This window comes from Gilliamella sp. HK2 (assembly GCF_001690265.1).
Lineage (GTDB): Bacteria > Pseudomonadota > Gammaproteobacteria > Enterobacterales > Orbaceae > Gilliamella > Gilliamella apicola_C.
Map to the genome: position 1 here is coordinate 1 of NZ_LZGV01000021.1, position 12,828 is coordinate 12,828.

Below are 12,828 nucleotides of genomic sequence, written 5' to 3' on the forward strand. Positions count from 1 at the left end.
GTAGAAAATCATGCTGCTTGTTTTAGTGTTTTATACTCAATCGGTGTCATGTTATTTAATGCCTCATGCGGTCTTTCGGTGTTATAAATCGTTAACCATTCTTCAGTTATTCTCCTTGCTTGCGCTAAGTTGTTAAAAAGATATAAATCGAGTACTTCAGTACGATAGGTACGATTAAATCGTTCAATATAGCCATTTTGATAAGGGCTACCGGGCTGGATATAATCAATGGTTATACCATGTAATTTAGCCCAGTTGGTAAAGGTTTTTCCTGTAAATTCAGGTCCATTATCTACCCGTATTTTTAATGGATACCCATGATATTCGGCCAGTTTATCTAAGTAACGGGTAATCCTTCCTACTGGTAAGCTTACTGCAATATCAATACCTAACGCCTCACGATTAAAGTCATCGATGACATTGAATGTCCTAAAGCGACGTTGATTACGGCTACTGTCACTCATAAAATCCATTGACCAACATTCACCTTGTTTATTGGGGACTAATAACCTTTCCGGGCATCGTGGAGGAATGCGTTTTTTACGCTTTACCCTGAGATTAAGCTTTAATTCACAATACACCCGATATACCCGTTTATGATTCCATTGATAGCCGAGCTTTCTGATACGATTAAAACATTTAGGAAAGCCCCTGCGTAAATGCCGGTCTGTGATAGCATTCAACACCGAAACAATCATCGAATCATCCTGTAACCAAACCCACAGCCTAAATTCGCCGAGATTAAAAAAATACGATACCAAATATCTAGTTAGATACGATTGTTTGTGAGAAAGGTCGAGTATTTTTAGAAAATCAGTTAAATGATTGGAATAAATTTTTTACTTTAATAGGTAAAGATTTAGACTCATTATATAAACAGTTAACATCTAGTAAAACTTTCCAAACAAAACATAATATAATGAAAGAATGTTCAAGATAAAAAGATCCACTTCTAAGTTATCATGGGGCGACAAGAGCGTTTGAACAAGCATTTGATGAAACTAGAAAAATCAATTCTTTTGTTGCTGATTAAGTGTATTAACGATATCGTTATTTAGTTTTATTAATATAAAGTTTAGTTAGGCATAAAAAGCTGAAACAGAACATGATAAATAATAACAGAATGATGAGATAAATGGGATATAGCAAAATAAACAGGGAAATATTGAAATTGTTTTTTGAAAAAGTGTTACAAAATATGAAATAAAAAATTGCCTAAAAAATTTTGTCCTAAAAATTGATTAGGCGTCATTGAAATCAAATAAGGCTGGTTGTTTTTCTTTTATCATTCGTTTATGAACTCGGTCGATTACTTTTCTAATACCTCGTTCTGTCATATTATATTTTTGGCTGAGTTCTGCATAATTATTACCTTTAAATGCATCATAAATTTGTAGATCGCGTTTGTTTAACTTAAAAAAATAATCTCTTGGAAATGTGAAATTTTGACCACCAAATAGTTCTGAAATTGTATTTGCAATGTTATCACCTAACTGTGCTGCAATATCCTCAGGTAAACCATAATCCATTGCGTCGTTAGCAGCAGATAATGATACATGTGTTAGTAATTCGTGACGTTTGATAGACATTGCAGACTTTGTCATAATTTACGCTCCTGTTTTCTTCTTATACCAATCTAGTGCACCAGGTATATTTTTTTCTAATTTATTAAAATCAATACCGGCTCTATACATCTGTTCAAAATACTCTTCATTACTGCTACGAACAGGTTTATCTTCTTCTTTATGTTCAACGTACGCAAATAAATGCTTAGTAGAATCATAAACTGACTTTAGATAATTATGATTTTTAAACGGCTTATATTCACCTAGTGCACGCTTAGCGTGAATATTATTAACGGTTTCTCTTAGTGCATGAGCCAGATGTCTGCTGGGTTGATATAATTTTAGGACCTCATTAATTAAGTTTACTGCTCTAGAATTGCTTAAATTTGATTTTTGAGTACGAAATAAACCTATATAGGCAATCATTGGTTTAGCACAGCCATAGTTTAAATTACTTACTAATATCAGTAATTCTCTGCCAGAATCATCCTCAACCAATGCGTCTAAATTAATTTCGTTGTGACAGATTGGGCAACGTGTTAATTTCATGCTTCTTCCTTTATATGCGTGCTTGCCAACTTTTTAGGCTTTCAATTACAACCATTGCTTGTTTTTGAGTCAGCCAATCCATCACTTCAACACCAGTAATACGTTTTACATAAAAATTGATAGCTTTTTCAGAACGATTTTTGATTTCACCTGCATCAGCTAGTGCTAGCCATAATGAGCGTATTTTTTTATGAACTGGTTCTGTAGCTGTTATCTTCCCCGTTTTTTTTGATGATTTAACTTTAAAACCTTTTAATTTCAAATTAGTTATAACTTTTTCTAGTTCCCAAACTGTCATATCCTTAGTGCTAGTTTTTTTAGTTATAGTCAGTAATAGATGACGATATGTATCGTCATCTAGATTAAGTTGAGATTTTGCAATATGAATCAGCTTGATGTATTTAGATTTCATCTATTTAACTCCTATTAATGATGGAGAATTACCTGAACCAGATAAACCATGATTCAGTTTTATGTTTTTTCCAGCTAAATACCCTTTATATTTAGCGTCATCTGCACCATTGCAGTTTTTAGTATTGCGTAATGTTGCTTCTGATAAATCAAGCTTTTCCTGTTCATATTTATTTAGTATTTTATTTTCATCATCAGGTATAACGAACTTACTTAAAACATTATAAATTCCATTAATCCACCCAATGCAAAATTGATCTGCTCTAGCCATTTTTGTTGATTTTTTAACACGCTTATTTTGGCCATTCAAAAACTCTTTACGCGCCTTAATAATCAATCTTACAAGAACATCAAAAGTATATGCCGCAAGCTGAGGGCGTTCTCTCATTCCATAAAATTTAACAGTCATGTGATTCGTTTCATTGTTATAACAAAAATAACCTTTAACCCCAAATGCAGAACAAATAACATTAGCCAATATACCGACATAAGACGGTTGTTTTTCTGCATCAGTTGGTGTACGTTTTGCCATTGATTCGTTAATTGAAAATAGTTCAACATCACTAGCATTAATATCGTGTTCTTTCATTAACTTTAGTGCTCTTTGCATAGCAATAGCAGCTTCATGTGGATTAGTTGATTTTGCTAATGCTAAAAGTTTTTTGATTTTATCAATGTACTTTTCATTATTATTTGTCATAAAAACACCTTAAAAAACTAACAAAACGTTGTTTTAATGTTTTAGCTGATTTTAATTTTGTATATTCAGCATAGAGTTCATCGTACAACTTTCCATCAACATAGCCCTGACCAGTTACTTCACGCATAAATGAATGTTCATGGCTGATTGAAATATAATGGTCGGGCATATAACGCTTAGGGCTAGAGAATTTAGCCATTTGCTAATTCCTCCAACTCATCGATGATGCGATCAGCTTCACATTCAGATAAACCATACTCTTTACAATGAGCTATAAAATTAGCTATCTGGCTTAATATAAATTGATGCAAAATATAAAAATCTTGTGTTTGCATGATTAGATAACCTCCTGTTCGAATGGCACTATCGCAAAATCTTCAACATCTTTTTTGATAGTGATGCCAGGAACATGCGCTACTGCATTTGGCTCGTTTAAAATAGCTTCTTTGTTGATTTCTTCTTTAGTACGAATAAATCGCGTTAATTTGAGTTCTTTCAATGCCTCAATAACTGATTCGGAACCACGAATAGTGCAAGATGGCGGTCGATTACGCCACTGACCCTCACCAGTAACTAGATTTGCAGACTTAACTTTACCGCCATTAGTCAGTTCATCACGATTTGCTTCGCACCAAATTTGAATACCTGTTTGTAGCTGTGTAGATTTAAGCTTTAATAAATCAATAGCTGATGAATAACCTGCTGTTATTTCAGCTATTTTGTCGTTCATTTCTGTTTCTAGGCGAATCAATTCACGTTGAATATCACCTAAATTTCTAATTGATGATGTTACTTCTTCTTTGGATTGCACAGCATAAACAGATGCGGCTGCTTTAATACGTTTTTTGGCTTTTATCATTTTTATTGCTCCTAATTAATGCAAACGACTAATATCGCGCTCTTTCCACACAATTCGGCAACCATGTAATTCAAATTGCCCAAATCGATAATAACCTTCGTAGCGGTAATATGTTGCTCGACCAGCTTCTATATACTTATTGCACTTTGGGTGATGCTCAATTTCAATTGTTGGTTTTGACAGCGAATCATGATAAAAACCAATGACCGTTAGATCTTCATTAGATAATATATTTACGGCTTGATTAACCGCATTTATCCCATTATTAATTAACTGATTTTTCATCATAGATCTCCCCGTTCTTTAATACATTCAGCAATTACTTCACCAGTAACTTTTGGTGCGCCAATGCGTGCAGCTAGATTTAATGCATTTGATACCAAATTGTTAACCGCTAGCGGGTAACATAATGACCGCACTTGCTTTTCGCCCCGGCGAGTTGTTGCAATACGTAATCGATTGATAATTTCAGTAAATGCTGATGAATCAAATAACGTTGTATAGTCCATATCAACACGTGAAAACTTATGTTTGATATATTCTTCAACTTTAAAATCTAATGGTTTTAGGTTTACCACCTCGCAACGTTGCACAACTTCACGAACTTCGGGGTTATACTCTGATAGTTTTGTTTGTAACTCTGTTTGACCAATTAAAATAATTGATAGTAGTTTTTTAAAGCCTTCTTGTAACTCATAAAATCGCTTTAAGTGCTTTAATGTCGGGATTGGTAATCCATGTGCTTCTTCAATAATTAACAAATGTTTACGACCAGATAATGCACTATTTTTAAGTAAAGTATGCATTTGCCTTGCTCGTGCTTCAGCACTGCGTTTTGGTTTGGCTTGTGGATCAATCGCATTGATGATTGCGCCACTAATATCCATGCTTTTTAGTGATTTACCTTTGACTTCGTTATCTTCCAACCCTAATACATACGGCTCAATAACCGTTATTGGTTCATGATTAATATTGATCCAATCAATTAAATCATGGCGCAATGTGGATTTACCGCTACCTGACTCACCAATTACCGCCAACATTCCGCCATGCTTTGCCGTTTGGCGCATTGCAGCACGAACATAACGGATATCATCAGAAAGATAAACATCGGCATCCTGTGTCATTTCGTCAGTGAACGGATCACGAGGAATGCGAAAATGTGCCCGAGCATCTCGATTTATAGTTTGTTTTCGTAGTAACATATAGGTTGACTCCTTTGTTAAGTTTTCATTTGAGTCAACTGGCACAGCGTCGTCCGCCAAGATTTCGGCTGTGTCAGTTTCTTCTTCAAAAATATTCAGTAAATAATCGTTATTTAAACCTAGTTTAATTAACGCTTTTTCAATTTTTTGCTCTAGTTCATTACGAACTATTGAGCGTGGCCAAATATCATGATTAACAAGCTGATTAATAACGGCTTGACTGATTGAGTTACCTTTATACTCAATCAAGCGGGCAAGCTGAGCTTGTTTAATATTGAACTGTGCCATCACGCTTTTTAATTTCAGCATTATTTAACAATCCTTAGTCCTGTTGTGCCGTCACAAACTGCAATTGGAGCCGTAAACGAATGAATTAATGACTCTAGCGCGTCTTCCGGAACGCCGTTTTTATAACTTGCTGATAACCATTTATTTTCATCTATTGTTAATCTGCGGCCGATTGAGCTAGTAATACGCATTAAAGCAGCAGTTAGCGTTAATGTTGTTGCAGCTGGCTTTAAATGCTCAGGTGTTTCAATTTCATTACCTTTTTTAGCACTTGCTAGATAGGTTGGATGTTCAATATCATCTAAGTAATCCAGTGTGTTAAGTTTGCCGCCAAATGGCGCTACTTGTTTTTGTTTAGCTTTTTTGATTTCATCTTCGCTCATATCTGGATATGCAACTTGATCCATTGCTTTCGCTGCTTGTTCAATTTCAGTATCACCTTTCGATTTATATTCCTCGCCAATCACTGGTGCATCTAAACATTGTCCAAATTGGTCATAATTGCGATTCGGTTCAACACGATAAATCAGTGCTTCACCGTCATAACGTGGCACTTCGATTTGTATTGCACAATCACCGTAAACTAATGAACGAACACTGACTTTATCTTTAACAGCAATACCATCTAACCCTTTTAAACTATAAATAAGTGAGCTTTCCGCTTGCGGATGTTTAAAGCTAATGGTTAAATCAGGGCGAACTTGACGTTCTTGCTCACGACTTGCCATCAGTGCTTTACAAACATCAATCGGCGGTAATAAGCGTAATTGCTCTGCTGTAATGTATTGCCAAAGCCCTTGGCGTGAAACTGGCTCTGATAATCCAATACGACGTAGACGTGTATCTTGCCCCGGTAAACGATTGGCGTTGTATGCTTCTGCCCAGTTCATTGCAGAATGATTTAGCTCTTCAATACTACGAACAGGTTGAAACTTTAAACGGCTTTCAAATTGTGTTTCGATAATATTATTGGCATTTTCAACACCACCTTTAGCTCTTGCATTACCTGCTTCGTGTTCTAGATATTTAACTTCTAAATGGTCTAACAAATTCTTGATTGCTGATGATGTATTAGCAGAACCTTTATCCCAATAAAGTAGTTGTGGCACACCATGAAATAAACGCCCATCTTGCTTACCCCACGCAAACATTAAAAATTGGAATAATGAGTGTTGGTTTTCGCCTGCAGCTTCAACGTACCACGGAATAATGATGCCAGATGCACGGTCATACAATGTGTAACGCCAAACTTTGTATTTAACTTTTGCGTAATTCTCTAGCTTGTTTTTATAAAAATCACGGTCACGCATAATATGCTGTTTATCTTTCATGTAATAAATTAGGCATAGAGAGGGATCTACTTCGTGCACATGATTGGGATGTAATGCACGTAATGATTGAACAGGATTTGCTACTTGTTGTGCTTTTACATTCATTTTGCGGTTTCGTAATAATCTTGCAAAATGATTAGTACTTACACCAATTTCATAACCATTTTGTTTTGCAATACTTGTTGCTGTTGTTGTAAACATAGTTTGTTTACCATTATCACGCACTGACTCTTTACATATTGCTCCGACCACATTTAAAGCAATATCAGAAACACTTGTATCACCTTTATCAGCTCTGCATTTCCGATCACTTGACCAACCACAAAACTCTTTTAATTGTCGGTAAATAGTTTGTTTAGAAATACCTAAAAAGGCTTGTGCTTCACTCATAATAGCGCTTCTTGAACCAAAATCTGTTTTATCTAACTTAATTGCTAATTTATTTAAATAGTTGCGAATATTAGGTGATACCATTTTTAATTCCCTTGATATGAAATATCATTTATATAAATCTTGGATATTCTCATTTACTAAAGATTCTTGTCGCTGTTGAGCTTCCATGATATCGCTATCAAATTTGCTCCAAAGTTCACGATGCACATAACGAGCTTGATCTAAAGTTAATACAGCCGAACCATTCAACGTTAATAATGCAATTTGCATTGATTCAGGCAATGAATATGGTTTTTCGGGATCGTAATCAGGGTCATTCTCAAGTATTTCGAGCATTAATTTATACATAATGTCTACATACTGCCTTTGTTCTTCAAATAGCTTATCCATGCGTGATTGCGTTTCTGCTATCTGTTTTTTAAACGGCTCTAAACGCTCATCTAACGGCACGGTTTTCATTTCAAATTGAGCCAGTTTTATTGCTAATTCTTCCTTTTCTTTCGCTACATCCGCATTACGCTTGCTTAATGCTTTATAGTCAGCTTGCAAATTACTATTTTCTTTTTTTAGTTGCTCTTTTTCTTTAGCATTTTTAGCAATAAATTCTTCAGCAAGTTCTACTAAAGCTTCTTTATCACCTGCTTTAGCCACTTCAATTAATGCCGTTTTTTGGTCTTCTGGTAATTTGCGGTACTGGCGTAATTCACGGTAGCCTATGCCAATACGAGACATTTCTTCTAAAGCTTGTTCACCAAAATTATTTAAATTTAAAATATCTTCATCGATTTGTTGACGTGATTTTCCCATCAATGAACAAAAATCTTCCCATGTTCCAGAAAACTGCTGACCGTCAGCGGTTTTTTTTCCTGCTAATGCTTTATATAGTTTGTTTTCTTTAATTATTTTTAATTTAAAAGTGCTTACCGTCAGCGAAAATTTACTAAAAGCATCAGCCATTTGAGCTTGACCAAGCAACTGGTTTAATAAATCACGATCTTCGTTAAATTCACTTTGAATGCTAGTTATGGTATTCATTGCGTTATTCATTTTTTGCTCATCAATTGCAGGTAATTCAATTTCTTCTTTTGCTTTGTTTGCTGTTCTTGCCATTTTTATTATCCTTATCTTGCACCAGCTGTAATGCGCTGGTTCATTTCTGTCATTTGGTCTTGCATTTTAGTGATGTGAATTGCATGTGCTTGGGCTATTTGCAACATTTGCACACTATGAGCAAACAAACCATTATCTAGCTTAATTACTAGTCCTTCCTCGATTAATGTTTGAAGTGAACGCGTTACATTAACAGGTGATTCATTGATCATCTTTGCGATATCGCCATTAGATAAACCTGTTAACGTATAACCTTTAAGCGCTTTTAGTACCTTAAGTATTCGAGTGCCAGATGTTGAAATTTGTGATCTATGCATGTCTTTCGTCCTTTTTCTATATGTGAAAAACTGTTACAATCGGCATTAATAGGCTTGTTTTAGGCCAAGTTTTACTGCTATATCGTGTGTTTTACCGCGATGAGCACGACTTAAACCATTTAAAACGTTATAAACAACAACAGGGTGGTAACCATTTTCAATCGCCCAAGATTTGATAGTTTTACCTTTTTGTTGAAATTGTTGCTTAACTTGTTCGGGAGTGAGAACTTTAGACATTTTTAGCTCCTTTGATATAAGTTATTAATAAGTGATTTATAAATTATGTGTTAAATTATGGTATAAATATTTATACCTGTCAAGATAAAAAGTATGCAAAAAAATATCGGATTAAGACTAAAAGAAGAACGTGAACGTATGGGCCTTAGCCAAGTTGCTATGGGAGAAATTGCTAATGTAAAGAAATTAACTCAACTTAACTATGAAAAAGGTGAGAGATTTCCTGATGCGTTATATTTATCTACATTAGCCAATTTTGGATTAGATGTTCAATATGTTGTAACTGGTATTAGAACAACAAGTAATTTATCTGTTGATGAGCAAGATTTAATTGACAAATTTAGAACAGCACCATTGGCAATTAAAGCGGCTGCTTTGGGCGCCTTAACTGCGGGTACAGCTCAACAAGCAGGGGTTAATATTTCAAATAATACAATTCGTGGTGAAGGTCAAATTGCTGGTGGAAATATTTATACAACTAGGAGGCGGAAAACAAAGTGACGGTTGGACTCCAGGATAATACGGCAGAACAAATAGCTGGTAGAGATATTTATAATATAACGTCAAGTAATGATGAGCTAGATACCCGCCCATTGGTTCCCGCTCAACGAAAATCACTTCATAGTTTAATTTCTGATATTGAAAACTATGGGGAGTTAACGGCACGAGAACTATGGCTGAAACTACACGCTGTTCTCGGTGTTTGTAGTATTAATGAAATAACTGTTTCACAATTTCCTGTTGCTGATAAATTTTTAACTGATGAATTTGAGGCAGCTAAAGAAAAAGCATCTTGTAAAATGCTTATCCATTTGATTCTTTGTGAAATTAATAACAGAGAAGAATTAAAGAATAAGATGAATCATTACAGCAAAAGGCAATTTTGCACTTCAGATTTAAAACGGCTTAATAAAATGCAGCTACAAAATGTACTAAATTATATTGAAGAGCTTTCTAATTTAGAGAAATTAAATAATCAAAATTTTTATAATCAAGTAATAACATTATTTAAAACTCAAACAAAACCTACGTTAGCGATATTTGCCTTGGGTTTTATTTTTGGTGCGATTATTTTTTAAGGATTAAAGATGAAAAATTTATGGCTACTTTGTACTTCAATTATATTTAGTATTTTTTTATTAGTTGGCTGTGATTCTCACCCAGAATATGAGAAAAAAATAAAAAATTATATGATGGGTAAACTGAAAGATCCTGATAGTGCACAATATATATTTAAAGGTTATATGCAAGGAAAAATAGATGGTCATGATGCAACTATTTATATTGTATTTATTAATGCTAAAAATGGGTATGGTGCTTTTACTGGTTATAAAGAATATGAATTTGCAATCTATAAAAACCCATCTGAACTAAGTGGATTACTTTTATCTCAAGGTGGTGTTGAAGAAGTTAGCCATTTAACAAACACAGATAGATTTGAAATTATTGAGAAAATGAAGCTTATTAATGATTAATATTAAATATTTAAATAAATAGGATTAAGTATGAATAAATTAAATTTACTAATTTTATGTTTAGCTTTAGGTTTAACTGGCTGTGCGACTAAAAATTACGGTCGCCAAGGTGAATTAACCCAATATGAAAAAGACACAATGACATGCCGTGAAATTGCGTTAGAACAAGCGAAAATAGAAGGCTTTAAAGAACATGTAGAAAAAGAAAGCCAATTTGATGGACGTTCTGTTTTATCGTTTTTAGGTGACTTTGGCGTTGGTAATGTTATTGAAAAAGGTGAAGCGTTGAAAAGTGCGAATAGGCGGTTGGAGCAATTAAAAGATGTTGAAAAACAGAAAAATTGTGGAGAATAGTAAGTTTTACAGTAAGTAAATGATTAACATTAATAACTCAATATAATAAATACCTATGGTTACCTTTAAATATGAGGAATAGAAATGGATAACTTAAAGATACAAAGGTTTGCAGAAGTTGATTTTTTGGATTCTTTTTTTGATTCATTGAAAGATGATTATGCTTATGGTTTTGTTGATTGGTGGAATAAAAAAGTAAAAACACAAGATACTGCATTTGTTTTATATAATTATAATTATTCGTCCATCGATGGTTTTATGTATTTAAAGTTAGAAAATAATATTGATGATATTACTCCCCCGTTAACTGATGGGCCTTATCTAAAGGTTGGAACATTTAAATTTAATCCCGCGGGTACATTGCGTGGAGAACGTTTTATCAAAAAAATCTTTGATGTTGCTATCGAAAATAATGTTGTGGGAATATATGTAACAATTTTTGATAAGCATGATTATTTAATTCATCTTTTTGAGCGATATGGTTTTTGTATTTATGGTACAAAAAAAAGTGATAATGGTTTAGAAAACGTTTTATTAAAAAAAAGAGCTTTTTCTGGTGATCTGAAAAAAGATTATCCCTATATTAATACTGGAACAAACAAATACTTATTAGCTATATATCCCAAGTTTCATACTCAACTTTTTCCTGACTCAATTTTAAAAACGGAGTCAACATCAATAATTCATGATGTATCACACACGAATAGTATTCATAAAGTTTATATTTCTAATATCCCAATGACTGGTAATTTTAATAAAGGAGATATTGTAGTAATTTATAGAACAGGAGAAGAAGGTAAAAGTGCTTATTATTCTGCCGTTACGACATCAATCTGCGTTATTGAAGAAGTAAGGACTATTTCTTCTTTTTCTAATAATGAAGAGTTTGTTGACTATTGTAGTAGATATAGTGTGTTTACATTAGGTGAATTGAATCAATTATATTCTAAAAATTATTATAAAACTTATTCTCCTTGTTATGTAATAAAGTTTACATATAATATCGCATTACCTCGTCGCCCCAATAGAGCGACACTAATCAATGAGGTTGGTTTAAACGCAAAAGAAAGATGGTCTTGTTTAAAACTAAGCGATAATCAATTTGAAAAAATATTGAAACTAGGTGAAATTAATGAAAGTCTTATTATCAATTAAACCAGAATTTGTAACAAAAATATTATCTGGTGAAAAACGATTTGAATTTAGAAAAAATATTTTTAAAAATAAATCGGTTAAGACTATAGTGATTTATGCAACAATGCCTGTTGGAAAAGTCGTTGGAGAATTTGATATAGATTACGTAATATCGGATAATCCTGATTTAGTATGGGAAAAAACCAAAAAATATGCGGGTATAAGTAAGCGGTTTTATGATGCATATTTTGAACAAAAACAACGAGCCTTTGCTATTGCTGTTGGTAGAGTGACTAAATATGAGAAACCTAAACCTTTGAACTATTTGGGTAATAATATTGTTGCACCTCAATCGTACCGTTATTTATAACTATTGCTGTTCACTTATATTGATAACGAATAATCTGCCCCCGTTCAAATTACATTTCAAGTAAGTAAGATCATAATAACCTTATACGTTACTTTAACTTATGAGGTTTTTTATGGTTCATCCAATCAAAAAATTATCCCAAATACGCCTTCTCAAATGGTATTTAGTCGCTATTACTTTATTTGCAATTATTACGTTACTCTCACCTCAGCAATTACCAGTTGTTGCTTATAAGCTGGCTTTAGTCTTGCTTTCTGCCGTGATTGGTTACCACCTAGACCGTGCGCTTTTCCCTTATGCATCTCCTGGCGGTTATTTATATAACGATTGGAAAGAGTTTGGTCCTGATTTTTATACCAAGCAATATATTGAGTCTTTAGAAAACAATGAACAACCAGAGGCAATGGATTCAAAAATGTGTGCGGAATACCCTGTTCTTGATGAGTATCGAACCCTGTTTGCGGTTGTTCTGATTCGTCGGGCGTTGATTGTTTCCGCTGTGATTTTTGGTGTAACACTTGGATTATAGC

21 protein-coding genes are annotated in these 12,828 nt (G+C 33.7%); 7 read left to right on the forward strand and 14 right to left on the reverse strand.

Annotation, left to right across the window (positions count from 1 at the left end):
* Positions 1-8: 8 nt before the first annotated feature.
* From A9G45_RS02100 to A9G45_RS02160, 14 genes are all read right to left on the reverse strand, one after another.
* Positions 9-698: an IS3 family transposase gene (locus A9G45_RS02100; protein ID WP_081297786.1), complete on the reverse strand. Its 690-nt coding sequence runs from the start codon at positions 696-698 to the stop codon at positions 9-11.
* 543 nt (positions 699-1,241) lie between these two features.
* Positions 1,242-1,604 carry a Mor transcription activator family protein gene (locus A9G45_RS02105; protein WP_065567026.1) on the reverse strand — a complete coding sequence of 121 codons (363 nt, stop codon included), beginning with the start codon at positions 1,602-1,604 and terminating at the stop codon, positions 1,242-1,244.
* Between the two features lie 3 nt (positions 1,605-1,607).
* Complete coding sequence (locus A9G45_RS02110; RefSeq protein WP_065567025.1) at positions 1,608-2,114, reverse strand: hypothetical protein; 507 nt, start codon at positions 2,112-2,114, stop codon at positions 1,608-1,610.
* Between the two features lie 10 nt (positions 2,115-2,124).
* Entirely contained in the window at positions 2,125-2,526 is a 402-nt protein-coding gene (locus A9G45_RS02115; protein ID WP_065567024.1) for a gp16 family protein, read from the reverse strand.
* Positions 2,527-3,225, reverse strand: a complete 699-nt coding sequence (locus A9G45_RS02120; RefSeq protein ID WP_065567023.1) for a DUF2786 domain-containing protein — start codon at positions 3,223-3,225, stop codon at positions 2,527-2,529.
* A complete protein-coding gene (locus A9G45_RS02125; protein WP_065567022.1) occupies positions 3,215-3,424 on the reverse strand; it encodes a hypothetical protein in 210 nt (69 codons plus the stop codon). The genes A9G45_RS02120 and A9G45_RS02125 overlap by 11 nt, the downstream gene beginning before the upstream one ends.
* Positions 3,417-3,560 (reverse strand): hypothetical protein, encoded by a 144-nt coding sequence (locus A9G45_RS14275; protein WP_176700710.1) that lies wholly within the window; start codon positions 3,558-3,560, stop codon positions 3,417-3,419. Before A9G45_RS14275 ends, A9G45_RS02125 begins: the two co-directional genes overlap by 8 nt.
* A gap of 2 nt (positions 3,561-3,562) precedes the next feature.
* Entirely contained in the window at positions 3,563-4,084 is a 522-nt protein-coding gene (locus A9G45_RS02130) for a host-nuclease inhibitor Gam family protein (protein WP_065572356.1), read from the reverse strand.
* A gap of 15 nt (positions 4,085-4,099) precedes the next feature.
* Entirely contained in the window at positions 4,100-4,369 is a 270-nt protein-coding gene (locus A9G45_RS02135; protein ID WP_065572357.1) for a hypothetical protein, read from the reverse strand.
* Positions 4,369-5,598, reverse strand: a complete 1,230-nt coding sequence (locus tag A9G45_RS02140; protein WP_065567019.1) for an AAA family ATPase — start codon at positions 5,596-5,598, stop codon at positions 4,369-4,371. The genes A9G45_RS02135 and A9G45_RS02140 overlap by 1 nt, the downstream gene beginning before the upstream one ends.
* Entirely contained in the window at positions 5,598-7,382 is a 1,785-nt protein-coding gene (locus A9G45_RS02145) for a DDE-type integrase/transposase/recombinase (RefSeq protein WP_065567018.1), read from the reverse strand. Before A9G45_RS02145 ends, A9G45_RS02140 begins: the two co-directional genes overlap by 1 nt.
* 24 nt (positions 7,383-7,406) lie before the next feature.
* Complete coding sequence (locus tag A9G45_RS02150; protein ID WP_065567017.1) at positions 7,407-8,411, reverse strand: hypothetical protein; 1,005 nt, start codon at positions 8,409-8,411, stop codon at positions 7,407-7,409.
* Between the two features lie 11 nt (positions 8,412-8,422).
* Positions 8,423-8,728: a helix-turn-helix domain-containing protein gene (locus A9G45_RS02155; RefSeq protein WP_065567016.1), complete on the reverse strand. Its 306-nt coding sequence runs from the start codon at positions 8,726-8,728 to the stop codon at positions 8,423-8,425.
* Positions 8,729-8,773: 45 nt separating this feature from the next.
* Positions 8,774-8,965, reverse strand: coding sequence for a DNA-binding protein (locus tag A9G45_RS02160; protein WP_065567015.1), 192 nt, complete (start codon positions 8,963-8,965; stop codon positions 8,774-8,776).
* A 93-nt stretch (positions 8,966-9,058) separates the two neighbouring features.
* Between A9G45_RS02160 and A9G45_RS02165 the strand changes: the two genes are divergently transcribed.
* The 7 genes from A9G45_RS02165 to A9G45_RS02195 all read left to right on the forward strand — a co-directional run bounded on the left by A9G45_RS02165 (position 9,059) and on the right by A9G45_RS02195 (position 12,827).
* On the forward strand, positions 9,059-9,466 hold the full coding sequence (locus A9G45_RS02165) for a helix-turn-helix domain-containing protein (RefSeq protein WP_065567014.1): 408 nt from the start codon (positions 9,059-9,061) through the stop codon (positions 9,464-9,466).
* Positions 9,463-10,044, forward strand: a complete 582-nt coding sequence (locus A9G45_RS02170; protein ID WP_065567013.1) for a hypothetical protein — start codon at positions 9,463-9,465, stop codon at positions 10,042-10,044. Before A9G45_RS02165 ends, A9G45_RS02170 begins: the two co-directional genes overlap by 4 nt.
* A gap of 9 nt (positions 10,045-10,053) precedes the next feature.
* Positions 10,054-10,440 (forward strand): hypothetical protein, encoded by a 387-nt coding sequence (locus A9G45_RS02175; RefSeq protein ID WP_065567012.1) that lies wholly within the window; start codon positions 10,054-10,056, stop codon positions 10,438-10,440.
* Between the two features lie 30 nt (positions 10,441-10,470).
* Entirely contained in the window at positions 10,471-10,794 is a 324-nt protein-coding gene (locus A9G45_RS02180; RefSeq protein WP_065567011.1) for a hypothetical protein, read from the forward strand.
* Positions 10,795-10,878: 84 nt separating this feature from the next.
* On the forward strand, positions 10,879-11,949 hold the full coding sequence (locus A9G45_RS02185) for an acetyltransferase (RefSeq protein ID WP_065567010.1): 1,071 nt from the start codon (positions 10,879-10,881) through the stop codon (positions 11,947-11,949).
* Positions 11,927-12,298, forward strand: a complete 372-nt coding sequence (locus A9G45_RS02190; RefSeq protein ID WP_065567009.1) for an ASCH domain-containing protein — start codon at positions 11,927-11,929, stop codon at positions 12,296-12,298. The genes A9G45_RS02185 and A9G45_RS02190 overlap by 23 nt, the downstream gene beginning before the upstream one ends.
* 112 nt (positions 12,299-12,410) lie before the next feature.
* Positions 12,411-12,827: a putative holin gene (locus A9G45_RS02195; RefSeq protein WP_065567008.1), complete on the forward strand. Its 417-nt coding sequence runs from the start codon at positions 12,411-12,413 to the stop codon at positions 12,825-12,827.
* Position 12,828: the final 1 nt, after the last annotated feature.

Bases quoted from the DNA above. Each gene is read 5' to 3' on its own strand.
- A9G45_RS02100 (WP_081297786.1), bottom strand. From the start codon at position 698: ATGATTGTTTCGGTGTTGAATGCTATCACAGACCGGCATTTACGCAGG.
- A9G45_RS02105 (WP_065567026.1), bottom strand. From the start codon at position 1,604: ATGACAAAGTCTGCAATGTCTATCAAACGTCACGAATTACTAACACAT.
- A9G45_RS02110 (WP_065567025.1), bottom strand. From the start codon at position 2,114: ATGAAATTAACACGTTGCCCAATCTGTCACAACGAAATTAATTTAGAC.
- A9G45_RS02115 (WP_065567024.1), bottom strand. From the start codon at position 2,526: ATGAAATCTAAATACATCAAGCTGATTCATATTGCAAAATCTCAACTT.
- A9G45_RS02120 (WP_065567023.1), bottom strand. From the start codon at position 3,225: ATGACAAATAATAATGAAAAGTACATTGATAAAATCAAAAAACTTTTA.
- A9G45_RS02125 (WP_065567022.1), bottom strand. From the start codon at position 3,424: ATGGCTAAATTCTCTAGCCCTAAGCGTTATATGCCCGACCATTATATT.
- A9G45_RS14275 (WP_176700710.1), bottom strand. From the start codon at position 3,560: ATGCAAACACAAGATTTTTATATTTTGCATCAATTTATATTAAGCCAG.
- A9G45_RS02130 (WP_065572356.1), bottom strand. From the start codon at position 4,084: ATGATAAAAGCCAAAAAACGTATTAAAGCAGCCGCATCTGTTTATGCT.
- A9G45_RS02135 (WP_065572357.1), bottom strand. From the start codon at position 4,369: ATGAAAAATCAGTTAATTAATAATGGGATAAATGCGGTTAATCAAGCC.
- A9G45_RS02140 (WP_065567019.1), bottom strand. From the start codon at position 5,598: ATGCTGAAATTAAAAAGCGTGATGGCACAGTTCAATATTAAACAAGCT.
- A9G45_RS02145 (WP_065567018.1), bottom strand. From the start codon at position 7,382: ATGGTATCACCTAATATTCGCAACTATTTAAATAAATTAGCAATTAAG.
- A9G45_RS02150 (WP_065567017.1), bottom strand. From the start codon at position 8,411: ATGGCAAGAACAGCAAACAAAGCAAAAGAAGAAATTGAATTACCTGCA.
- A9G45_RS02155 (WP_065567016.1), bottom strand. From the start codon at position 8,728: ATGCATAGATCACAAATTTCAACATCTGGCACTCGAATACTTAAGGTA.
- A9G45_RS02160 (WP_065567015.1), bottom strand. From the start codon at position 8,965: ATGTCTAAAGTTCTCACTCCCGAACAAGTTAAGCAACAATTTCAACAA.
- A9G45_RS02165 (WP_065567014.1), top strand. From the start codon at position 9,059: ATGCAAAAAAATATCGGATTAAGACTAAAAGAAGAACGTGAACGTATG.
- A9G45_RS02175 (WP_065567012.1), top strand. From the start codon at position 10,054: ATGAAAAATTTATGGCTACTTTGTACTTCAATTATATTTAGTATTTTT.
- A9G45_RS02180 (WP_065567011.1), top strand. From the start codon at position 10,471: ATGAATAAATTAAATTTACTAATTTTATGTTTAGCTTTAGGTTTAACT.
- A9G45_RS02185 (WP_065567010.1), top strand. From the start codon at position 10,879: ATGGATAACTTAAAGATACAAAGGTTTGCAGAAGTTGATTTTTTGGAT.
- A9G45_RS02190 (WP_065567009.1), top strand. From the start codon at position 11,927: ATGAAAGTCTTATTATCAATTAAACCAGAATTTGTAACAAAAATATTA.
- A9G45_RS02195 (WP_065567008.1), top strand. From the start codon at position 12,411: ATGGTTCATCCAATCAAAAAATTATCCCAAATACGCCTTCTCAAATGG.